The organism is Campylobacter sp. JH32 (assembly GCF_017846535.1).
GTDB classification, from domain to species: domain Bacteria; phylum Campylobacterota; class Campylobacteria; order Campylobacterales; family Campylobacteraceae; genus Campylobacter_D; species Campylobacter_D coli.
In genome coordinates this window covers 75,085-97,613 of the sequence record NZ_JAEQBS010000005.1, presented here as the reverse complement: position 1 = coordinate 97,613, position 22,529 = coordinate 75,085, and the positions used below count along the sequence as shown (strand labels likewise).

The 22,529-nt window shown below is 31.3% G+C and carries 21 protein-coding genes and 2 pseudogenes; 10 read left to right on the top strand and 13 right to left on the bottom strand.

Annotated features, from left to right (window positions below):
- The first annotated feature begins 8 nt into the window (after window positions 1-8).
- The gene (gene map / locus KAR67_RS05085) at window positions 9-767 is read left to right on the top strand and encodes a type I methionyl aminopeptidase (RefSeq protein ID WP_002799207.1); all 759 of its coding nucleotides are present in this window, start codon (window positions 9-11) and stop codon (window positions 765-767) included.
- A gap of 321 nt (window positions 768-1,088) precedes the next feature.
- Here map and KAR67_RS05080 read toward each other — a convergent pair whose 3' ends face one another.
- From KAR67_RS05080 to dnaG, 13 genes are all read right to left on the bottom strand, one after another.
- A complete protein-coding gene (locus tag KAR67_RS05080; protein ID WP_023361697.1) occupies window positions 1,089-1,589 on the bottom strand; it encodes a flagellar FLiS export co-chaperone in 501 nt (166 codons plus the stop codon).
- A 51-nt stretch (window positions 1,590-1,640) separates the two neighbouring features.
- Window positions 1,641-2,243: an ABC-type transport auxiliary lipoprotein family protein gene (locus tag KAR67_RS05075; protein WP_002807495.1), complete on the bottom strand. Its 603-nt coding sequence runs from the start codon at window positions 2,241-2,243 to the stop codon at window positions 1,641-1,643.
- Complete coding sequence (locus KAR67_RS05070) at window positions 2,240-3,136, bottom strand: MlaD family protein (RefSeq protein WP_002841568.1); 897 nt, start codon at window positions 3,134-3,136, stop codon at window positions 2,240-2,242. The genes KAR67_RS05075 and KAR67_RS05070 overlap by 4 nt, the downstream gene beginning before the upstream one ends.
- Before the next feature lie 2 nt (window positions 3,137-3,138).
- Complete coding sequence (locus KAR67_RS05065) at window positions 3,139-3,861, bottom strand: ATP-binding cassette domain-containing protein (RefSeq protein ID WP_162284584.1); 723 nt, start codon at window positions 3,859-3,861, stop codon at window positions 3,139-3,141.
- Window positions 3,862-4,977: an ABC transporter permease gene (locus tag KAR67_RS05060; RefSeq protein ID WP_002781966.1), complete on the bottom strand. Its 1,116-nt coding sequence runs from the start codon at window positions 4,975-4,977 to the stop codon at window positions 3,862-3,864.
- A gap of 1 nt (window position 4,978) precedes the next feature.
- Window positions 4,979-6,877 (bottom strand): transketolase, encoded by a 1,899-nt coding sequence (tkt, locus tag KAR67_RS05055; protein ID WP_002797823.1) that lies wholly within the window; start codon window positions 6,875-6,877, stop codon window positions 4,979-4,981.
- A gap of 9 nt (window positions 6,878-6,886) precedes the next feature.
- Window positions 6,887-7,726 (bottom strand): polyprenyl synthetase family protein, encoded by an 840-nt coding sequence (locus KAR67_RS05050; protein ID WP_002778862.1) that lies wholly within the window; start codon window positions 7,724-7,726, stop codon window positions 6,887-6,889.
- Window positions 7,723-8,814, bottom strand: coding sequence for a PDZ domain-containing protein (locus KAR67_RS05045; protein WP_002778863.1), 1,092 nt, complete (start codon window positions 8,812-8,814; stop codon window positions 7,723-7,725). Before KAR67_RS05045 ends, KAR67_RS05050 begins: the two co-directional genes overlap by 4 nt.
- Window positions 8,811-9,116 carry a YbaB/EbfC family nucleoid-associated protein gene (locus KAR67_RS05040; protein WP_002778864.1) on the bottom strand — a complete coding sequence of 102 codons (306 nt, stop codon included), beginning with the start codon at window positions 9,114-9,116 and terminating at the stop codon, window positions 8,811-8,813. The genes KAR67_RS05045 and KAR67_RS05040 overlap by 4 nt, the downstream gene beginning before the upstream one ends.
- Window positions 9,117-9,119: 3 nt before the next feature.
- A complete protein-coding gene (locus KAR67_RS05035; RefSeq protein ID WP_052779288.1) occupies window positions 9,120-10,403 on the bottom strand; it encodes a UDP-N-acetylmuramoyl-L-alanyl-D-glutamate--2,6-diaminopimelate ligase in 1,284 nt (427 codons plus the stop codon).
- Entirely contained in the window at window positions 10,387-10,944 is a 558-nt protein-coding gene (locus KAR67_RS05030) for a hypothetical protein (protein ID WP_002781959.1), read from the bottom strand. The genes KAR67_RS05035 and KAR67_RS05030 overlap by 17 nt, the downstream gene beginning before the upstream one ends.
- The gene (locus tag KAR67_RS05025; protein ID WP_002778869.1) at window positions 10,931-11,203 is read right to left on the bottom strand and encodes a NifU family protein; all 273 of its coding nucleotides are present in this window, start codon (window positions 11,201-11,203) and stop codon (window positions 10,931-10,933) included. The genes KAR67_RS05030 and KAR67_RS05025 overlap by 14 nt, the downstream gene beginning before the upstream one ends.
- 94 nt (window positions 11,204-11,297) lie before the next feature.
- Window positions 11,298-13,124, bottom strand: coding sequence for a DNA primase (gene dnaG / locus KAR67_RS05020; protein ID WP_162284583.1), 1,827 nt, complete (start codon window positions 13,122-13,124; stop codon window positions 11,298-11,300).
- Between the two features lie 69 nt (window positions 13,125-13,193).
- On the opposite strand from dnaG, the gene KAR67_RS05015 reads away from it, so the two are divergent.
- The 9 genes and pseudogenes from KAR67_RS05015 to KAR67_RS04975 all read left to right on the top strand — a co-directional run bounded on the left by KAR67_RS05015 (window position 13,194) and on the right by KAR67_RS04975 (window position 22,522).
- Complete coding sequence (locus KAR67_RS05015) at window positions 13,194-14,177, top strand: CDC27 family protein (protein ID WP_002781957.1); 984 nt, start codon at window positions 13,194-13,196, stop codon at window positions 14,175-14,177.
- Entirely contained in the window at window positions 14,164-14,604 is a 441-nt protein-coding gene (gene rnhA, locus KAR67_RS05010; RefSeq protein ID WP_002778873.1) for a ribonuclease HI, read from the top strand. The genes KAR67_RS05015 and rnhA overlap by 14 nt, the downstream gene beginning before the upstream one ends.
- Window positions 14,591-15,265 carry a ribonuclease III gene (gene rnc / locus KAR67_RS05005; RefSeq protein ID WP_002778874.1) on the top strand — a complete coding sequence of 225 codons (675 nt, stop codon included), beginning with the start codon at window positions 14,591-14,593 and terminating at the stop codon, window positions 15,263-15,265. Before rnhA ends, rnc begins: the two co-directional genes overlap by 14 nt.
- Window positions 15,265-16,356: a chorismate synthase gene (gene aroC, locus KAR67_RS05000; protein ID WP_002778875.1), complete on the top strand. Its 1,092-nt coding sequence runs from the start codon at window positions 15,265-15,267 to the stop codon at window positions 16,354-16,356. Before rnc ends, aroC begins: the two co-directional genes overlap by 1 nt.
- A gap of 261 nt (window positions 16,357-16,617) precedes the next feature.
- Window positions 16,618-17,166 carry a filamentous hemagglutinin N-terminal domain-containing protein gene (locus KAR67_RS04995; protein ID WP_057037093.1) on the top strand — a complete coding sequence of 183 codons (549 nt, stop codon included), beginning with the start codon at window positions 16,618-16,620 and terminating at the stop codon, window positions 17,164-17,166.
- Window positions 17,166-18,305: a hemagglutinin gene (locus KAR67_RS04990; RefSeq protein ID WP_002778877.1), complete on the top strand. Its 1,140-nt coding sequence runs from the start codon at window positions 17,166-17,168 to the stop codon at window positions 18,303-18,305. Before KAR67_RS04995 ends, KAR67_RS04990 begins: the two co-directional genes overlap by 1 nt.
- A 23-nt stretch (window positions 18,306-18,328) precedes the next feature.
- Window positions 18,329-19,321, top strand: coding sequence for a hemolysin activation protein (locus KAR67_RS04985; protein ID WP_192801064.1), 993 nt, complete (start codon window positions 18,329-18,331; stop codon window positions 19,319-19,321).
- A pseudogene (locus tag KAR67_RS09895) lies at window positions 19,285-22,235 on the top strand (hemagglutinin repeat-containing protein). Before KAR67_RS04985 ends, KAR67_RS09895 begins: the two are co-directional and overlap by 37 nt.
- Window positions 22,236-22,522, top strand: a pseudogene (locus KAR67_RS04975) (hypothetical protein). It abuts the pseudogene before it with no gap.
- Window positions 22,523-22,529: the final 7 nt, after the last annotated feature.

Sequence of the window (22,529 nt, the reverse complement as noted above, 5' to 3'; positions counted from 1 at the left end):
GAAATACAATGATAGAATTAAAAAAACCAGCAGAAATAGAAAAATTAAGAGTAGCAAATCAAATCGTCGCTAAGACTTTGGATTTTTTAGAAAACGAGATTAAAGCGGGTATGAGTCTTAAGCAAATCGATAAGATGGCGGAAGATTTTATCTTAAGTCTTGGAGCAAAACCTTCATTTAAAGGGCTTTATGGTTTTCCTGGTGCAATTTGCACTTCTTTAAATCAGGTTTGTATCCATGGAATTCCTGATGAAAAAATCATCAAAGAGGGTGATATTTTAGGACTTGATGTGGGAAGTTTGATTGATGGATATTATGGTGATGCAGCGCGTACTATAGCTATAGGTAAAATTTCATCCACAGATGAGGCTTTGATTTCTTGTGCTAAAGACGCTTTATATCATGCCATAGATATTATTCGTGAGGGTATGCGTTTTAAAGAGCTTTCTGCAGCTTTGGGAGAATTTATAGATTCAAGAGGTTTTGTTCCGCTTCGTGGATATTGTGGCCATGGTATAGGACGCAAACCTCATGGAGAACCTGAAATTTTAAATTATTTAGAAAAAGGCGCAAGTGCAAAAAGTGGTCCAAAAATTAAAAATGGAATGGTTTTTTGTATAGAACCTATGATATGCCAAAAGGATGGAACTCCAAAGCATTTTAATGGAAAATGGGGTGCAGGAAGTGTGGATGAGCTTAATAGTGCTCATTATGAGCATTGTGTGGCTATTATTAATGGGCGCGCAGAAATTTTATCTAGCTTATAAGAGTTTTATTTGTAAAAATTGGGAAATTTTTACAAAAATTTTTCAATAATTTAAGTTACTAAATTATTTTTTTATAAATATTTAAGTAATTTTAAATTAAAATATTATTTTAAAAATGATTATTCCTATAAATTAAACTAAAACATAATGTAATATTTTAGTTTAAAGAGATCTTCAAAGATCTCACAGGCTAGGTTGCTTCCCTCCCCCTTTTTTTCAACCTAGCTTGAAAAAGAGCGGAATATCTCTTTAAGCTAAAATATGAAAACCTCTTAAGATTAATTTTAATGAGTATGTTTAAAGCGATAAGAGTTTTAACTCTTATCTGAAAAGATTTTTAAAGTTTGTTGCAGAGTCAGAAAAATTCATATTATCCATGCTTATTCCCATGGTAATAGCACTTGATAATTCGCATAAAATATCTTTAATTTCATCCCTTTTATCTTGAATATAAGCTAAAACTCCTTCATACCCTGCTTTTTCTAAAACTAAAAGAGGATTTGAAATTTCAAATTCAAAAAGTTTTTGACCTACATATATATTAAAAATATTTCCAAAAAGTGCTGTACCCATAAAAGAGCAGTTTTGGATAAGTTGAGAACTTGTTGCATCTAAGGTTCTTTTTTGTAAATCATCGTTTTGTTCATCAAGTCTTTCTGTGATACTTTTTTCAATTTTTTTAAGCGTTAAATCAAGTATTTGCAGAGCACCGATAAAATCATTTGCATCATTTATTTGTGAGCAAATTTGTGTAGCTTTAAACTCACTTACGCCTTGTATTTCACCCAAGTGCTTTTTAAAAACATCCAATTCATTTTTCATTTTACACCTTTCAAAAAATATTGCTAAAGGTTTAAAAAGCAAAAAGTGTTCCTATTTTTCATCAAGTGTGGCATTGATCCATAAAACTATTTCATTTCCTAGAGAATTTAAAGCTTTTTCAAAGGATTGATAGACATCAAAAATATCTATTTTTTTAACCCTTTCTTTGATTGAAAACAGGCGATGAGCGATGATTTTACTTTCTTTTGCGTCGATGAAATTTATACTAATAGAAATGCTTACATAATTTTCATTTTCATTAACCACTTGTTCAAAAGAATCTATCCTGCTTTCAAGTATATAATCACTTCCCACAGAGCTTCCTTGGGAAAGCAGGGCTTTAAAGATTTGACTTTGTTCAAATTTGGATAGCAGCAAGGATTGATAAAGATTATTGGGTAAATCTGCCCAAAAATGATACGCATAAGCCTTGCTTATACCTTTTTGCACATAAATAATTGATCTTGAATGAAGATATAAAGGCAAGGACGCATTTTGAATTTTAAGAATTTTATCGCTTTTAATAAAATTGGCTTGAAGAGGAAGTTCATCATTTTTAAGTATAAAGCTTTGCGTTTTATCAAGAGTGCTAGTTGGAATTGAACATCCATTAAATATAAGGGCTAAGATAGTAATGTATATGAATTTTTTCATTGTTTTTCTCCTGGTCCTAGTTTGGGTTTAGTTTCTTTAAAAATTAAATCCGATGGACTTTTTTGTAGATTTTGTATCAAGATATTGCTTTCTATAAGCACTTTTTTCAAAAGTTCTAAATTTTCTGCTAAGGAAAGTCGTAAGTCATCGTAAGAATCAAGTTTAACATTGGCTTTTTTTGCAAAAGAGCTAAGCGCTAAAGCTCCTTCTTGGATATCCTTTAAACTTGCATTAAAACCTTTTGCACTTAAGCTTACATTCTCTGCCATTTCTCCAAGTTTTAAGCTAGTGTTTGCGATATTGTGATTTAATGTTTTAGAATCTTTATTTAAAGTGGTGCTTAGTTGTGCTAAATTATCTAAAAGTATTTCTAAATTTTTTATATTTTTATCACTAAAAAGCTCTTTTGATTTATCATCTGCTCTTTTTATCAAAGAAAAGATGTGCTCGCTTTGTCTATCTATAGCAGCAAAAAAACCTTCTTTAAATTGAATCACGGGAAATTCTTCTTTACCTTTTACTTGAAGTTTTGGACTGTTTTTAGAACCTCCTTGAAGTTGTACAAATTTAAGTCCTGTAATGCCTTGAAATTGCAAAGTTGCAAAAGTATCTTCTTTTATAGGGGTTCCTTTTTTGATTTTAATTAAAATATTTACCCCTAAATTTTCTTTATCATAAATACTGATATTTTCCACATTTCCTATCTCTACTCCTAAAAGCCTTACAGGAGCTTTGATTTCAAGGCCTGCAACAGATTCTTGTGTATGAATTTCATAGTATTCAAAACTTTCTTCTTTTGAGTATCCTCCAAGCCAAAGTATGAAACCAATACTAGCAAAAAAAACTCCAAAAACAAAAAGCCCTACAAAAAAATAATTTGCTTTATTTTCCACTTTTACTCCATAAATCTTTTAAACAATCTTTCATTTTGCGCCCTTAGCTCCTCATAATTTCCACAAAAGGCAACTTTTTTATCTTCTAAGATGATAAAACGCTCGAGCAGATTTTTCATACTTTCTTTATCGTGTGTTACTAAAACAATATTAAGATCAAAGCTTTGTTTAAGTTCTAGTATCAAATCATCAAATTCACGACTACTATGCGGATCAAGTCCAGAAGTAGGCTCGTCTAAAAAAAGTAATTTACTATCAAGAGCCAAAGCCCTAGCAATAGCAACTCTTTTTTGCATTCCGCCACTTAGCTCGCTTGGAAGCTGTTTTAAAACAGCTTCATTTAAACCGACCATTTTGAGTTTCATCAATACCAGTTCTTTTATAGCAATGGAATCTAAATTCGTATATTCTTTAAGAGGGATAGCTATATTTTCATAAACGCTAAAAAAGCTAAAGAGTGCAGAAAACTGAAATACTACACCCCATTTTTTACGCAGCGCTAAAGCATCTTCCTCGCTAATGTTTTTTAGCTTAAAGCCTAAAATTTCGTATTCTCCCTCATCAAAATGTTCAAGCATTAGCATTTGTCTTAAGAGTACAGACTTGCCATTTCCACTTCCTCCTAAAATCCCAAAAATTTCGTTTTTGTTAATTTCAAAACTGACTCCATCATGGACAACTTTATTTCCAAATCGGGTGATAATATTTTGCGCTTTTATAATCATTTAAACTTCCATTATAGTTAAAACCACAGAAAATAAAGCATCAAATGCTATTACCCAAAATATAGCATTTACAACACTTTTTGTAGTATAAATTCCTATACTTTGAGTGGTATTTTTAACCTCAAATCCCCGAAAACAAGCAATAAGTCCTATTAAAAAACCAAAAATAGGAGCTTTTGCAAGCCCTATGATGATATGTTTCATTTCCACAGCTTCCCTAAAGCGCCTTAAAAATTCTCCAAAGGATATATCAAGATTTATTTTTGCTACTACCATTCCTCCTAATATACTGATCGCATCACTTAGAGCAACGATTAAAGGCATGGCAATAACTAAAGCCATGACCCGCGGAATGATGATGAATTCAAAAGAGCGAAAGCCCATGGTATTCATAGCATTGATCTCATCTGTGATTTTCATGACCCCAATTTGTGCCGTATAAGAGCTTGCACTTCTACCTGCTATGACTATCGCGGCGATTAAAGGAGCAAGTTCTCTAGTGGCTGAAATTCCTACTAAATCTACTATGAAAATATTAGCTCCAAATTGTGCAAGCTGATAAGCAGCTTGATATGCAAGCACAACCCCGACTAAAAGAGCGGTTAAAATAACAATAGGCAAGGCTTTAAAAGCTGAATTTTCAATATGATATAAAAAAGATATAAAGCGGAAATTTTTAGGATTTTTTATACATAAAAAAAGACTGGTAAAAAAAGCACCCGTAAAGTTAATAAATTTTTGCAAAATCTTTAAAAGATCAAAACTTAAAATTCCTAAAGAAATAAAAAAGTCTGTAAAATTGAATTTTTTCTCTTGTTTTTCATTAATTCTTTGATAGTTTTTTTCACAAAGCTCAAAAAGGCTTTTAAAGCGTGTGTTTAATCCTTGTTTTAAAATCAAGATATCGTTTTTTTTCAAATCATGCTCTAGAGCAAGAAAAAATCTCACTCCAGCCATATCGATTTCATTTAATTGACTAAAATCAAAAATACAATTTGTTTGAGAAATTTGGCTCAATAGATCTTTGATTTTAATCTTAGACACACTCGTTTTATCCCAAATTCCAAAAATAAAAACTTTATTTTCTTCTTTTTGAAATTTGAAATTTGCCTCCATTTTACTTATCGAGAATGAAATTTAAAATTTGTGGAACGCTAAAACCAAAATGCTCAAATACATCTTTATCTTTACCACTTTCTCCAAAACTTTCTATGCCATAAACCCTATCGCAGAATTTATAAAGCTCATTAGAATGTGCTGCTTCAACCCCTATAACTTCACCCTGTAAAAGCCTATCTTTATAAGCTTTATCTTGCTTTTCAAAGAGTTCAAAACAAGGCATGGAGATTACATTACAAGCAAAGCCTTGTTTTTCTAATTCATTTGCACTTTCTAAGCAAAGAGAAACCTCACTTCCGCTTGCTAAAAGCGTAAATTTAGCATCTTTACTTTCTTTAAGCAAATACGCCCCGTTTTTTACATCACCAAAAACAGGTTCATTTAAAGCCTTAAGCTTTTGGCGTGAAAGTACAAAAGCACTTGGAATATCTGCATTTAAAGCTATTTGCCAAGCTTTAACATTTTCCACTCCATCAGCTGGTCTAAAGGTTAAGAAATTTGGCATAGCTCTAAAAGTGCTGAGTTGTTCGATAGGTTGATGAGTTGGCCCATCTTCGCCAACGCCTATGCTATCATGTGTGAAAATGAAAAAATGTTTGACTTTCATTAAAGCTGCTATCCTAGCTGCGGGTTTTAAATATTCGCTAAAGATAAAAAATGTTGCTGAAAAAGGTAAGAAAATTCCATATCTTGCAAAGGCATTATTGATCGCAGCCATAGCGTGTTCTCTGATACCAAAATGAATATTTTTTCCTTCCGCAAAATCACCCATTCCATAAAGTTCGGTTTTATTAGATGGGGCTAAGTCCGCACTTCCGCCTAAAAATCCTTCCAAATCTTTAGCTAGAGCATTTAAAATTTCTCCATTACTATCTCTTGTAGCTAAATCCTTGCCTTTAAAATCAGGATAATTTATCTTGCTAAAATCAGGATTTAAAAGTTTTTCTAAGAGTTCTTTTTTTTCTGATTTTTCGAGCTTATCTTTCCATTTAGCTTCTTCTAAATCTCCAAGTTCTACAGCACTTTCGAAGCGAATTTTTGCTGCTTTAGGTATATAAAAATTTAAATTTGGATCAAATCCTGCTTTTTCTTTGGCTTTTTTAATAACCTCTTCACCCAAAGGTGCGCCGTGGCTTTTGTGACTTCCTTCAAGCTCTCCTGCGCCTTTTGCTATGGTTGTTTTTGCGATGATAAGGCAAGGTTTGTTGGCTTTTTTAGCTTGTTTTAGAGCCTTATCAATTGCTTCATAATCGTGTCCATCGATACTTAAAACTTCAAAGCCTTGTGACTCAAAACGCATTTTTACATCTTCATTAAAGGCTAAGCTTACATCTCCTTCGATAGAAATTTCATTGCTATCATAGATGATGATTAAATTATCAAGTTTATGAAGTCCTGCTAAAGAACACGCTTCATAAGAAATTCCTTCTTGTAAATCCCCATCTCCACAAAGACAATAAACCTTGTGATTGATTAATTCTTTTCCTAGTAAGTTTTGAGCTTTTTTAGCTGCCATAGCAAAGCCTACAGCATTAGCTATACCTTGTCCTAATGGGCCTGTAGCAATCTCTACTCCTTGAGTTGAAATTTCAGGATGGCCTGGAGTTTTTGAATGAAGTTGGCGGAAATTTTTAATATCATCTAAACTTAAATCATAACCACTTAAATGCAAAAAGCTATAAAGCAAAGCACTGGCATGTCCGCCTGAAAACACAAGCCTATCGCGGTTTAGCCAAGTTGGGTTTTTAGGATTATGAGAAAGATGATAACTTAAAACCGTTAAAATATCAGCCATTCCCAAGGGTGCACCTGGGTGGCCTGAATTAGCCTTTTGCACCATATCGGCACTTAAAAATCTTAAAGTATTTGCTTGTTCTTGTAATATCGATAGATCCATTTGTAACCTTTATAAATATTTAATCATTAAACTTTTAATCATGTGTGCTAAATTAGCATCAAGATCACCAAGATCATTTTTACACTCATTAATCAAATTTTCCTTACTTTGAATAGCCTTTTCAAGTCCTAATAAATTCACAAAAGAATTTTTATGCTCATCATGTTTGCTTGGCTTTCCACTTTCTTCTTCGCTCATTGTTTCATCGATGATATCATCATTGATTTGAAAAATAAGTCCAAGTTTTAGACCTATTTGATAAATTTTTTCGCTTTCTTTTTCATCGAGTTCGCAAATTTCGCAGCCCATTTTTAAAGCCGCTGCTATAAGTTTTGCGGTTTTATGTGTGTGTAAAAACTCAAGTTCTTCTAAATTTAATTTTTTATCTTCAAAATAACAATCAATAGCCTGACCCAAAATCATACCATTGATTCCTGCATTAAAAGCTAGAGTTCTAATCAGATTAATTTTAATGCTTTCTTTTAAATTTAAATTAGATAGAAGTAAAAAAGCTTCGGTATTTAAAGCATCGCCTACTAAAATAGCTGTAGTTTCATCATAGCTTTTATGCAAAGTAGGCGTTCCGCGTCTTAAATCTGCATTATCCATAGCAGGTAAATCATCGTGTATGAGCGAGTAAGTATGGATAAATTCTAAGGCCAAAGCCGCGTTTAGGGCATTGGGGATAAGATGAGGTGCTTTATTTTGAACAACTCCTAAGAGTAATTGAGCACGAAAGTGTTTTCCACCTGCTTTTAGCATCTTTGCCAAAGCTTCATTAAAAAAAGGATGGAAGCTTTGAACTTTTGGTAGATGATTTTCTAAATGTTTGATAAAGAGTTCTTTCACTTTACAAGCCTTATGAAAAATTGAAATTTTCCATCTCCACCTGAATGAACTCCTCCTAAATCATTGTTTAATCCCAATAAAGGAAGTTTATCACTTTTGCGTTCGATTAAAATATTAAAATCATTTCCTGTACCAAGTAGGGTTTGAAGTTCTTTAAAATCTTTTAGTGTCACATTGTTTGCGCGCAAAATTTTATCCCCTACCATAAATCCTGCTAAAGCAGCTTTAGAGCCTGCGTCTACTTTTGTAACTATAAGACTTGAATTTACACTTAGACCTATATTGCTTCTAAAATTGGTTGGTTTTGGTTTTGGTTTATTGCTTGGGAGATTAAATTTGCTTAAATCTTTGGCAAAAACTTCAGTAGAAATATTTAAATCCACATTATCTCGCAATACTTGAAAATAAAGTGTGCTTCCACGATCTGCAAAGAGAATTTTTTCATTTAGCTTTCTTATATCTTTAACTAGTGTTCCATCTACGCTTATGATTTCATCGTTGATTAGAAATTGCCCACTTTTTCGAACATTATTCACATAAATTTTATTTTCACGCACCGCAAAATCAACCCCTATATCGCCCCAATATACATCGTTATATTTCATAAAATGCTTTAAGTAACGATTTCCTATAAAGGAGCTATTATTAAGAGCAATTCCCATCATTTCGCAGCAAGGAGTGCCTAAAAGCCCCACTTTGGTAGAAAAATCAAGCTGATCTTTTTCATCAATATTTTGCGCAAGATATTTAATGTGACCTATATAAGCTCTATTAGGATCCCAAATTCCTATCCAATCATTGCGTGTAAGTTTTTCTTCATCTCCCATAGGTGTAGGGATTAAGCTAAAATCAGTTCTTACAAGATAAAGATTTAAAAATGGATCATATTTTACATATTTATTGAGTTTGACATTAGGTTGTTTTAAAACCGCAAGTAAATTTTCACTCAAGGCAAAAGCAGGCATTCCTTCATAATTAAGCATACTGGCTTTATTTCTTTCGTAGCCTGCAGCAAAATCTTCAAATTTAGGACGCTCGATTGCACTTAGGGATATTAAAAAGGTTACTAAAAAAAACAAAAATTTCATAATTTCCCAAATCCTCCTAAAACATCACTGGCCAAGCTTGATCGATTTTGTGCTACCATAGCTAAAACATCATTTATAGCAGAAATGAGTAAAATTTGTAAAGATTCTTTATCTTCAAGTAAAGAACCATCAATGCTAACATCGATAATCTCGCCCTTGCCATTAGCACTGACTTTCACAAGTCCTGCCCCACTTTTAGCACTAAATTCTCGATTGGCTAACTCTAATTCTATATTTTTTGCTTTTTCTTGAACTTGATTTAAAAGTTCTCCCATCTTAGAAAAATCCATATTTTCAAACATTTATTATCCTTGATTTTTTAAAATTTCATTCACAACCGCTTTGTCGCTAAAGGGGTGTTTTATCCCTTTGATTTCTTGGGTATTTTCATCACCCTTGCCTAAAATAACTACTAAATCGTCTTTTTCTTTAAGTTTTAAAGCTTTATTTATAGCTTCTTTTCTATCTTCTATCATCAAAGCTTTATCAGGGTTTTGAAAGCCTGATAGAATTTCATTCATGATATCTTTAGGTTCTTCGCTACGCGGGTTATCACTTGTGATAATGGCTATTTTTGCAAAATGCTCAACGATTTTTCCCATTAAAGGTCGTTTGGTTTTATCTCTATCTCCACCTGCTCCAAAAACTACTATGAGTTTTTTATTTTTGAGTGTATCAAGTACTTTTTCAATGCCATCAGGAGTGTGAGCAAAATCCACGATTACGCCATTAGCCACTTGCTCAACCCTACCACAAACCCCGCCAAAGCCACTGATAGCTTTTTCTAAGTCTTTTAAATTCGGCTTTACAAGTTCATTAACACAAGCACTAGCGGCTAGAAGATTATAAAGATTGAAAAGTCCTAGTAGGGGCGAGTCAATATGAAAACTTTGATCTTTTAATGCTACAATAGCACTGATACCATCTTCTAAAGAATAAGCTTTAACTTGATACAAAGAAGGATTTTCTATGCCATAAGTAAAAGTATTGCGCACATTAAATTTAATCATTAAAGTATCTTTGTTGATAAATTTTAAACTCTCATCGGTAAAAAAGAGCTCTTTTGCTGCTTTATAGTTTTCAAAATTGCCATGAAAATCCAAATGATCTTGAGTAATGTTAGTAAAAATTTTGGCTGCAAATTTCAAGCCTTCGATGCGATTTTGCACCAAAGCATGCGAGCTAACTTCCATAATAAAAAAATCACATTTTTTTTGTGTGGCAAGTTGTAAGTATTCTAAAGTTTTTAAAATAGGCGAAGTGGTTAAAGACTTTTCATCAATTTGCTCATCGTTGATAAAAGCTCCACGAGTGCCACAAAGTCCACATTTAAAACCTAAGTCAAGTAAAATCGAATAAATAGCCGCTGCGGTGGTGGTTTTGCCATTGGTTCCTGTAATTCCTATGATTTTGATATTTTCATCGATTTTTAAAAGTTTTTTGCATTCTTCTACATCAATGATTTTTGCACCTTTTTCTAAGGCATCACTAGCAAAATTCATATTTTGTGCAGTTTTTAAAAAATAGCAATCTTTTTCGCATTCTAAGGTATTGTCGGTAATAAAAGACTGATCAAGCTTTAATTTCACTTTTAAATCCTATAAGTTTTTCTTGGAGTTTTATAAAGCGTTCGTTTGCCCAAAAGTGCGGCATAACGCTTTCTATATAGTTTAAAGTCATATCTTTATAGCCATTATCAAGTAATTTTTCTAAAAAATCTAAAAAATCATCACGGTTATCAATGACTAATTTTGTGCTATGTATAATATTTTCAAAACTCTTTTTAAAGCCGATTTGCTCTTCACTTTTTAGAAAATCTTTGTAGTTTAAAGTATGAGCTTCTTGAATTTCATTTTCTGTTTCATCGGTATTTTTTTCATTTTTAAGCTCTATAGTGCTTAAAATTTCTTCTAAATCTTTATCGATATTTTTAATTTGATAATGTTCTAAATAAAATTCAAAAAGTAATAACGCTTCTTTTGGAGATTTTAAAGCTAGATCACAAAGAGTGATAAAATGAAACAAGCGTTTGTTTTTGCGTTTTTCATAAGCTAAAGAAAAATATATTTTTGCTGTTTTAAAGTCTTTGCGTAAAAAATGCTCGATTCCAAGTTTTTTATAATTTTGCAAAATCTTCAGCTCCACCGTTTAGATTAACTATAGTAATTTCTGGATGTATATCGATTTTAAGTTGTCTTTCAAGTCCGTATTTTAATGTCGTTCCACTTGAAGCGCATCCTTTGCAAGCCCCAATTAAATGAACATAAACCACACCATTTTTAATCCCTAAAAATTCAAGACCGCCTCCATCGCGTTCTAACATAGGCATACTTTTATCTAAACTTGCTTTTACAGGATTTATAAGCTCTTCATCGCTAAAAGGCATCATAATATATCCTTAATAAATTTTTCTATACTTTAGCGTGATTGTGTTTAAAAAAAGGTAAATCGGATAGTTTTTTCGTTATTTTTCTAAATGAAGCTTAAAAGGGTTCTTCATTGTAATCATTTTCAGAATTATTTTTTAAAATTTTAATATCCAAATTTTTAGCAGAAAAAAATCTATGCAAATTTTTAAATAAAGCTTCTAGTTTCTCTTCATCTTTTTCATTTTTCAGTAAAAACAAATTCTCTTTTAAAAATTCTACAAGTTCATGATCGTTTAAATTTTTACTAAGAAGGACAAAATTTTTTTCTATAAGGGTAAAAATTTGTTTTTTTAAAGCAAGATAAGAATTTGTGATATTAATATGATTTAAAAAGGCTAAATTAACCTTACAAATTCCCCATAAAAACTCAATTTGACTTAAATCTTTACTAAAATTTTTACTCTCAAATTCTCTTATATCACTATCTTCATAGCTTTTGTGTTCTAAAATTTTTTCTAATAATACTTTATGTTTAAAACATCTAATATCGCTAATTTTTATAAAAAGCTCGTGCATGTTAGGATTGTTTTTTAAATAATTTAAGAGTTCAAGCTCGGTGATGTGGGATTTAGGATTATGATTTTGCGTTTGTTGGAAAGAGGTGTTAAAATTGATAGTTTTACTTGGTTTTCGATTTGAAGTAAGAACGATGAGTTTTTCATCTACTCCTAAAAGTTTTGAAACCAAACCTACATAAGAACTAGCTACTAAGGGTTCAAGGCTAAAGGTGTATTTTTGTATATTTTCAAGAGCTTTTTGTTTATCTAGGGCGGAATTTAAAGAAAAGCTTGAAAGTATGCGTCTAATGTAAAACTCCCCTAAATCCATCCCTTTTTCAAGTAGGGTGTGAAGTTTCGCATTTTGATGATTAGCAACAAGTTCGGCAGGATCTTTTCCGCCTTCTAAAAGGGCTACTTTACCATCTATTTTATGAGTACTAAGTAAAAAGGCTGAACGAGTGGCCGCATTTAATCCCGCTTCATCATTATCAAAACATAAAATCACTTTAGCTTCATAACGGCGGATTAAAGGCAGATGATTTTCAGTTAATGCTGTTCCAAGCACTGCTACAGCATTGTTAAAACCTGCTTTATGAAAAGCTATAGCATCCATATAGCCTTCACATACTATCATTTCTTTTTTTTTGGCTATATTTTCTTTAGCTATATTAAAAGCATAAAAAATTCTACTTTTATCAAATAATATATTTTGAGGAGAATTCACATATTTTGCTGCAACATTAGGATTTAAAGTGCGTCCCCCAAAACCTACCAATAAGTCTTTATGATCATAAATTGGAAAAGTGATACGCCATATAAAACTTGCATAAAATTCATTATTTTTATCCTTTTTTAAAGCACCCACACTCATAGCATCTTCTAAAAGGATTTTTTCGTTATGAAACAATCTTATGCTGTCTTCGCTTGAGCCTGCAAAACCTAATTCAAATTTGGCTATATCTTGATCATTTAGCGTTCTTTTATACAGATAATCCAAAGCTTCTTTATGGTGTTTGAGATTGGATTTAAAATAAGCATTTAAGCTAGGCAGTATAGTTCTTAATTCTTTTTTATTTTCATTTTTTTCTTTGGTGTAACTTAGAGTAAAATTACAAAGATTTGCAATTTTTTCAACCGCATCAGTAAAGCTTAATTTTTCGTAATCCATTACAAATTTAAAAGCATCTCCGCCTGCTTTACACGCAAAACAATGATAAAATCCTTTTGCGGGATTTATATGCATAGAAGGATTTTTATCCGCGTGAAAAGGACACACGCAAACAAAGCTTGAACCTTGTTTTTTTACTTCTATATAATTTTCAATAATATCAACAATATTAAGTCTTTGGGATAAATTTTCTATACTTTCTTTAGTTATCATTTTAAAACCTTAAATAAAATTATACAAAGATTTAGCTATAATTTGGCATAAAATTTTTAGAGCAGGATGATGGATTTTTTCTTCGTAGAATACAGAGATCCCTTAGTGGGACTTATAATTTTAACTGTTTTAATCTTCGTTGTAGCTGTGGCAAATTATATTTGGAAAGTATTTGCGAGCAAAGATGAAGAACAAAAGCTTGAAAAATTTATTAAGAAATTTGAGATGGATAATATCCACAAAGATTTGTTAAGAAATGAGGGTTTGAGTTTTGGAAATTTGAGTTTTTTGGCCGAAATTTTTACCAAAAGTGGTGAATTTGAAAAAGCCACGCAAATTTATCTTATCGCCCTTGAAAAAAGTAAGGATAAGCAAGAGCGTGAATTTATCTTTTTTGCATTGGCAAAAGTATATTTTAAAGCAGGGTTTTTAGAGCGCGCAAAGGAAGTTTTATTGCAAGCTTTAAAAATTCGACCCAGAAATATACAAACCCTAAAGCTTTTAAAAATTGTTTATCTTAAATTAAGAAAATATAAGGAAAATTTAGAGCTTTTGGGTTGTTTGTTTGAGCTTGGAGAAAATGTAAAAGAAGAAAAAGAATTTTTAAAAGCTTTGGATTTTCTTGCTTCTAGTTTAAGTGATGAAGAAAAAAAAGAGCATATTTTAAAACTACAAATAGACAATAATCCTATGCTAGGACGCTTTGTTTTTGAAAAATATCATATTTTTTTAAATCAAGATTTTTCAAGTATTTGTGATTTGCTTTATAAAGAAAATAAAGCTTTTAATCTACAAAATAAAGAATATTTTGAATTTTTTTATGCCTTGGGTTTGATAGAGGATGAAGAGTCTAAAGATGTAAATTTTAAAAATTCTAATTTTAAAATGCTAAAAATTTTAAAAGAAAATTCCTTTAAAGCAAGGCTTGAATTTTCATATCGTTGCACAGAATGCAAAAGCGTAATGCCTTTGTTTTTTTATCATTGCCCTGTTTGTTATGAATTTAATACTTGTCAAATTATTTATGAAGTGAAAAATAATGAGACATATTGAAATTTATACTGATGGCTCTTGCCTTAAAAATCCAGGTTTTGGAGGATGGGCTTATATCTTACGCTATAATCAACATCAAAAAGAAGGTTTTGGAGCAGAAGCTAATACTACAAACAATAGAATGGAATTAAAAGCGATTATCGAAGCTTTAAAAGCCTTAAAAGAACCTTGTGAAATTTCACTTTTTACAGACTCTAATTTGATGGTTCAAAGTATTAATGAATGGCTAGAAGCTTGGATAAAAAAAGATTTCAAGGGTAAAAAAAATGTAGATTTATGGAAAGAATATATCGATGTGGCAAAACCCCATAAGATAAAAGCTTATTGGATAAAAGCACATAATGGGCATTTAGAAAATGAAAGGTGTGATACTTTAGCACGCGAAGCTGCTTTAAAAATTGCAAGGGAAAATGATGAAAAATATTGAATTATTAGAACAAAAATTAGCCTATAAGTTCAAAGATAAAGATCTTTTAATCCATGCTCTAACTCATAAAAGTTTTAAAAAACCTTACAATAATGAGCGTTTGGAATTCTTAGGCGATGCGGTGCTTGATTTAGTTGTGGGTGAATATCTTTTTCATAAATTTGCTAAAGACGCTGAGGGGGATTTGTCAAAATTAAGAGCGGCTTTGGTCAATGAAAAATCTTTTGCAAAGATCGCAAATAGTTTAAATTTGGGCGATTTTATTTTTATGAGCGCGGCTGAAGAAAACAATGGAGGTAAAGAAAAGCCTTCTATACTTTCTGATGCCTTAGAAGCGATTATGGGGGCTATACATTTAGAAGCGGGATTTGATTTTGCAAGAAATATCGCTTTAAAGCTTATAGAAAAAAACTTCCCACAAATTGATGCAAAAAATCTCATTAAAGATTATAAAACAAAACTGCAAGAAATTACACAAGCAAAATTAGGACAAACCCCACAATACGAAACCGTGCGTGCTTTTGGACCTGATCATTTAAAACAATTTGAAATCGCTTTATTCCTTAATGGACAAGAGCTTGCAAGAGCCATTGCGGGAAATAAAAAAGAAGCACAGCAAATGGCAGCAAAAATTACACTTGAAAAATTAGGAGCTTTATAGTGAATACTTTTGGTACAAGATTAAAATTTACAAGTTTTGGAGAATCCCACGGAGTGGCAGTGGGTTGCGTGATTGATGGAATGCCTGCAGGGGTTAAATTTGATGAAGAGTTTTTACAAAGCGAACTTGATAAACGCAAGGGTGGGAGCAAATTTGCAACTCCAAGAAAAGAAGGCGATAGGGCGCAGGTTTTAAGCGGGGTATTTGAAGGTTATACCACGGGTCATCCTATTGCTATGGTTGTGTTTAACGAAAACACACATTCTAAGGATTATGATAATTTAAAAGATTTATTTCGTCCTGCCCATGCTGATTTTACTTATTTTCATAAATACGGCATAAGAGATCATAGAGGAGGCGGAAGAGCTAGTGCTAGAGAAAGTGTTGCTAGAGTGGCTGCGGGTGCTGTTGCAGCTATGCTTTTGCGTGAATTTGGTATTTGTGTTCGAAGTGGGGTTTTTGGAGTAGGAAATTTTATTTCAAATTTAAAAGAGGAAGAATTGGATTTTGAATTTGCAAAACAAAGTGAGATTTTTTGCTTAGATCCTAATTTAGAAGATGAATTTAAAAAAGAAATTTTAAGCGCTAGAAACTCAAAAGATAGTGTGGGTGCTTCTGTTTATACTAGAGCTAAGGGAATGCTTGTAGGACTTGGAGAAGTGCTTTATGATAAATTAGATTCTAAATTAGCTCATGCCTTAATGGGGATTAATGCTGTAAAAGCTGTTGAGATAGGCGAGGGGATTAATGCGAGTAAAATGCGAGGCTCGCAAAATAATGATGCTTTAAAAGGGGGTGAGTTTTTAAGTAATCACAGCGGAGGGATTTTAGGAGGTATTTCAAATGGACAAGATCTTATTTTAAAGACTTATTTTAAACCTACTCCTTCTATTTTTTTAAAGCAAAGCAGTATGGATAAATTTGGAAATGATTTAGAATTTGAACTCAAAGGCAGACATGATCCTTGTGTAGGTGTTAGAGGTAGTGTAGTAGTGAGTGCTATGGTGCGTTTGGTTTTGGCTGATTGTTTATTGCTTCATGCAAGTGCTAATTTAAACAATTTAAAAAATGCTTATGGGATAAAAAAATGATAAAGCCCATTTTTGGGCTTTAATTTGCAATATTTTGAAAAGATTTAACTTCATATCGTCTCTTTTATAAATTTTTTAACACTTAATCTTTATATTTTTTATACATTTTGATAAGTTTAAAAAAATAAATTAATATTATTTTTATTTTAAGTGTATAAAAAAGGAATTTTTATTTAGGATTTTTTTAGTATTAATTAAAAATATTGATAAAAATTACTATTTTAATATTAAAATGGTTAAAGATATTACAAGGAGGGATTGATGGAATTTAGTAAAAAGAAAATTGTTCGTTTATCGTTGAATTTAACACTCCTTGGTGCTTTATTTCCTTGCGTATTGTTCTCAGCAGACTTGCGTCAAAGAAATGGTAATGTTATTGTTTCAAGAACAACAGATCTTACGCAATCAAGCAATAAAACTGATGTAATTAATATCAAAAACCCAAATCAAAATGGAGTATCACACAATCAATTTGATGAATTCAGTGTCCAAGATGGAGTAATTTTTAATAATAGTTTAAAAGATGGAAATTCTCAAATTGGAGGATGGGTAGGGAAAAATCCAAATTCAAAACAAAATGCCAATACTATTATAAATGAAATTTCAAGTAAGCAAGCTTCTAATATCAATGGCGCTGTTGAGGTATTTGGAAAAAGTGCTAATTTAATTTTTGCTAATGAAAATGGTTTTAGTGTAAATGGAGCGGCTTTTTTAAATACTAAAGGAGTTACACTTAGCACAGGCAAATTTAATGGAGATTTTACAGAAGTAACAAGCAATGGTAGGGTAGCCATTGGAGAAAAGGGGTAATGGTTGATGGGGATTATTTTAATGTAATCAGCCGTGGGATTGACCTTGCAGGTAGTATTGCCCACTATCAAAGTGGTAAAAATTTATCCGATATTAATTTTATAGCTGGGCTTAATAAGGTCGATTTAAGTACTCCAAATGCTCCAAAAATTATTGCTTCAAAACAAAAAGATGAAAAAATTGATTATGGTATTGATGGGAAATATTTAGGATCTATGTATGCAAATACAGTTACTCTTATTAGCACAGAAGAGGGTGTTGGTGTAAGACATAGTGGAGTAATACGCGGAATTGAAGATGTTATAGTAAAAGTAAAAGATAAGGCTGAATTTCAAGCTATAGGTGTAAATACAAATGGAAGTGTTAAGATAGACGCTAAAGATATTAAAACCTCTTTAATCAATGCAGATACAATTGATTTAAAAGCAAGTGGAAAAGTTACAAATGAAGGACTTTATAAAGGCAAGCAAATTCAAATCAATGCCAATAATTTTGAAAATGCAAAGCAAACAAATTTGAGCCAAGAAACAAAAGATATTTTTAAGATAAATCAAGAAAATTCAAGTATTTTTGCAGACAGTTTAACTTTAAATACCCTAGATAAAACTAGCAATTTTGGATTTATCAATGCTTTAAATGATATTAAAGTGGGTACAAATTCTTTTGACAATCAAGGAGAAATTTCAGCAAATAAAGATATAAGCTTAATGCTTAATGATGATGCTTTTATTAATAATGGCAAAATTTTAAGCCAAAATGATATTCAAATACAAGCTAATAAAGATTTAACTTTAAATCATGGAAATTTATACGCACAAAATTTGCTTCATATAAAAAGCTTGAATGATTTAAATATCAATTCAAAACTCGAAAATACTTCTTCAATAGAGCTTGATGCGAAAAATATTTATGTTAAAAACCTTGTTGCTAGTGGAAAAGAATTAAATCTTCATGCAGATGAAAATCTTGTAAATGATGCTTATTTATTTTCAAATGGTGATCTTAGAGCCCAAGCTACAACCCTTACAAATAATTCCACTTTTAATAGCTTAAATAATTTGTATTTAAACGCCCATACGATTCATAATAATGCTTTAATTTTTGCAGATAAAGTATCAATATCGAGGCAAATATTTTAAATAATAATGCAAATTTAACAGGCATGCTTGAGACTTCGACCGAGTATTCTCAAGGTTTTGGTCAAGTAGGGTACGGTGATACTGCTTTTAAACGATGGAATATGGAAGTAGGTGTTACGGGTATTGTAAAATATAATAATTTATTAGACAGCAAGCAAGCTTCTATCCAAGCAGGTAAAGATATAAATATCAATACCCAATCACAAGATAATGCTAGACAAATCAACAACAGCGGAAAAATTCTTGCTCAAGGCAATATCGTATCTTTTGGAAATATAGACAATAAGTCTTTAAGTAAAGAAATTTCTGTAGGTGAAATTTTAGAGCAAATTAGAGTTAATGGATTTTTTGCTAAAGAATATCTTGGTTCTTGGAATACAAATTCAACTTATTATTTTGTAGATCATGAAAGCTTGCTTGATGCTTTGAAATATTTTTCTACCACCCAAGCAAAAAATCATCAAAGAGAATCAGCGTGGAATGCGCTTAAAGATGCAGCAGCTAAAAATTCAGCTTTAAACCAATGTTTTTCTTTATTATTTGGTAGTGATTATGCTTCAAAAAGATTTGTTCCTGATCAAAAAGAGTGGAATCTTGATGCAAAGATTGTTTTTAAAGCAAAATCCGAGGCTGTTATTGCTTCAAAGGGTAAATTAGATCTTAATGCTAAGGAATACAATCAAGATTTAGTCAGTTCTTTGGATAAAAATTTTGCCTTACTTGATTCGGATTTAAAAAAAGCGACAAATAGTCAAGATTTAATTTTAAATTCTATACCTGATCTTATCAATTCAGGCTTATTTACTCTTGAAAATAAAACAAATGATAATATTACTTATGAATACACTACAAATACTTCTATCATAGATGAAAGCAAGTATTTTGGATTTTTAAGTATTTTAAATCAATTTAAAAATAAAAACTTCAACGAATTTATAGTTATAGGAGATCCTTTTTTGAAAATCAGCTTATTAACGCAATGTATACAAACGCACTACAATCCAATACTAAATTGAGCGAAGAAGAAATCAAAAAATTACTTGAAAATGGAGCAAAATATGCCAATGAAAATGGCTTAAATTTGGGTCAAGGTTTGGCTAAAAATCAAGCTGTTGATCAAGATATGATTTTATATGTAACAATCAAACAAAACGGTAAAAATATCATGGCTCCTATGTTGTATCTTTCTAAAGAGACAATTGGAAATAATGAAATAAAATCAAATCTTACAGGAAAAACAGGCGTAGATATTAATACGCAATCATTTAATTCTTTGTTAGGCGACATAGCTTCAGAGGGTCAGATTAATATCAATGCTGGCAACGAGATTAATTTGCAAAGTTCTAATTTAAATGCGCAAAATATAAATTTAAGTGCCAATAATGTCAATATAGACACTGTTTTAGGTATAGATGAAAAAGGCTCTTATAATTCAATTAAAAAAGGAGAGATTAAAGCAAATAATGTTGTTAATATTGATTCGGTAAATGATTTAAATATCAAAAATAGTGATATTTCTACTAGTGCGAATGATTCTAAAATTGTTCTTATATCTCAAAAGGGTGATGTAAATATCAAAAACGATTATTCTAAATCATCTTCATTTGAGCAAATTAATACAGATAGTCAAAAATCCAATACTACAACGAGTATAGATGGGGTTTTAAGCACCAATATCAAAGGAGCAAATGTAGGAATTGTTTCCAATCAAGATGTAAATATTATAGCTAGCAATATCAATGCTGATTCTAAAATAGATATCAATGCTAACAATGTTAATATTAAAGATGCACACGAACTTAGCAAGACTAAAACCGATGGTGTGTATTAAAACCCGTAGAGATCAGTTATGAAAGTGCTAATTTAGAAACTTCAAAATCAATAAGCAGTACTTTAAATTCAAAAGATGATATTAATATTAATACCAACGGCAATATAGCAATCACAGGCTCAACTTTACAAGCGGATAAATCTGCTAATTTAAATGGAGAAAATATTACAATAGAAAATGGAGAAAATAAAATTTCAAGTTCTTCTCATTCTTCAACAAGTTCTATTGCTGAATATAAGCAAAGTTCTGTAAATACTGATGCTTCTTTGGTGTCTTCATCACAAATTCAATCCGATATTTTAAATTTAAATGCTCAAAAAAATGTAAGCATTAAAGGAAGTGAGCTTAATGGAGGCGAGATTGATATTAAGGCTGATAAGGTTGATTTTATAGCTGCGTAAAATAAAACCCATACAGAAAGCGATTCGATTGCTATTGGGGTTTTTGCTAATGCTAATTTGGAATTAACCGGAAATGGGGTTGCTGTAAATTATAGTTTTGTGCAAGATAAAGCAAATGCTAATACCACAAATAGTTCTAATAGTATCACACAAGGTGGGGTAAGATCTGATCTTTTAGGAACTGCAGAGGCTGGTTTGGAATTTTCTAAAACGGAAAAAATAAGTGATGAGCTTTCCCATGTTTCAAATACTATCAAAGGTTCAAATATTAATATCAATGCAAATAATGCTTTAGATATAGGTGGAGCTAATTTTGAGGCTAATAAGGATATTAATTTAAGAGCAGGAGAGATTGTTAGTACTAAATATGAAGATATTAAAACACAAAGCAGTACAGGCTTTGGTTTGTATATTAAAGAAAGAATTGAAGCTACTAGTCCTATCGCTTCTGCTATCAATCAATCGGCTCAAAATGCAGCTGCTAAGAATGAAAATTTAGGCGTAAATTATGGAATAGTAGCTTCTCAAGCTTTAGCCAATACTGCTAATATATTTAGCAACAATCTCATAAATACCACTTCTAATCAAACTCTAGGTTTTAAATTCAATCAAGATAAAAGCCAAAGTTCTAGCGAGAATATTTCTAAAATCAATGCAGGCGATAATTTAAATTTAGAAAGCACAAAAGGAAGTATTGTTTTAAATGGAGTGGAAGCTAAGGCTAGTAGCATTAATATCGAGGCAAAAGATAATGTTATTTTAAATGCTGCAAAATCTAAAAATTCTTCTTCTAGCTCTTCTTTGGAAATTGCAGCAACTAACAAGCAAACCGCAGGATATCATGCAGTTGATGGTGGAACTGTGGGTGAAGGCATTGAAGGTTTTGCAAGTGCGTCGTATTCTAAATCAAACGAAACGCAATTTACCAATGCGAATTTAAATGCTAATAATATCAATATCAACACAGGTAAAGATTTTACACTCAATGGAGCCAATGTTAAAGCTTCTAATGATGCTATTTTAAATGTCGGAAATTTGGAAGTAAATTCTTTAGCTGATAGTCTTAATTCTCAAAAATATAGCGCTTTATTGAATGCATCAGGAACTGGAGGCTTATCAAGCAATCATCTTGTTACAGGAAGTGTTTCAGGCACTTTAGGTATAGGATATGCTAAAACAGATAAAACAACTGTTACAACTCAAAGTGGTATCAGTGCAGGAAATGAAATCAATGGCCATGTTAATGGAAATTTAAATTTGCAAGGGGGAATTTTAAATTCTGATAATCAAAAAGGAAATTTACTTGTTGATGGAAAAGTTACAAATTCTGAAGTAAGTGTCTATGAAAAAAGCGATGTGGCTACGATAAGATTAAGTGGCGGGACAAATCAAAGCTTTGGAGGAGTGGTTCATATAGATGATCATATTGACAAGACAGGCAGTGTAAATTCTGCAGCCAATATCAATATAAACAATAACAAAAATCATGGTATAAGTACAGATACTCAAAATACCACAGATACACAAGATCATTCTTGGGCAGGAGGTACTATAAATCTTAATTCTTCAATCTCTAAAATAAAAAATGGGATAAGCAAGGTTACTGGATCTGATTCTACTTCTAATCAACCATCAAACCAACCTTCTAAATCAGATGGACCTTATATCAATGAAAGCACACAAACTACAAGGTTATAGGTGAAATTTTTAAAAATTATTTTTTTGCTTATGAGTTTTATCTGCTTATTGCAAGCAGATGACTCTGCAAAAACGCTGAATTTACTAGATAAAAGACAACAACAATTACATATACAAAAAAATTTGATGAATTAGAAAAAAAGCAACAGCAAGAAAAGGATGTGTATTTAGAAAATCAAGATTCTGAAGATAAAATTTATATTTTCAAACAAATTCAATTTAAGAAAAACGATACGCTTACCATGCAAGCAAATAATATTTTAAAAAATACATTAATCAGCCTTTAAGTGTTAA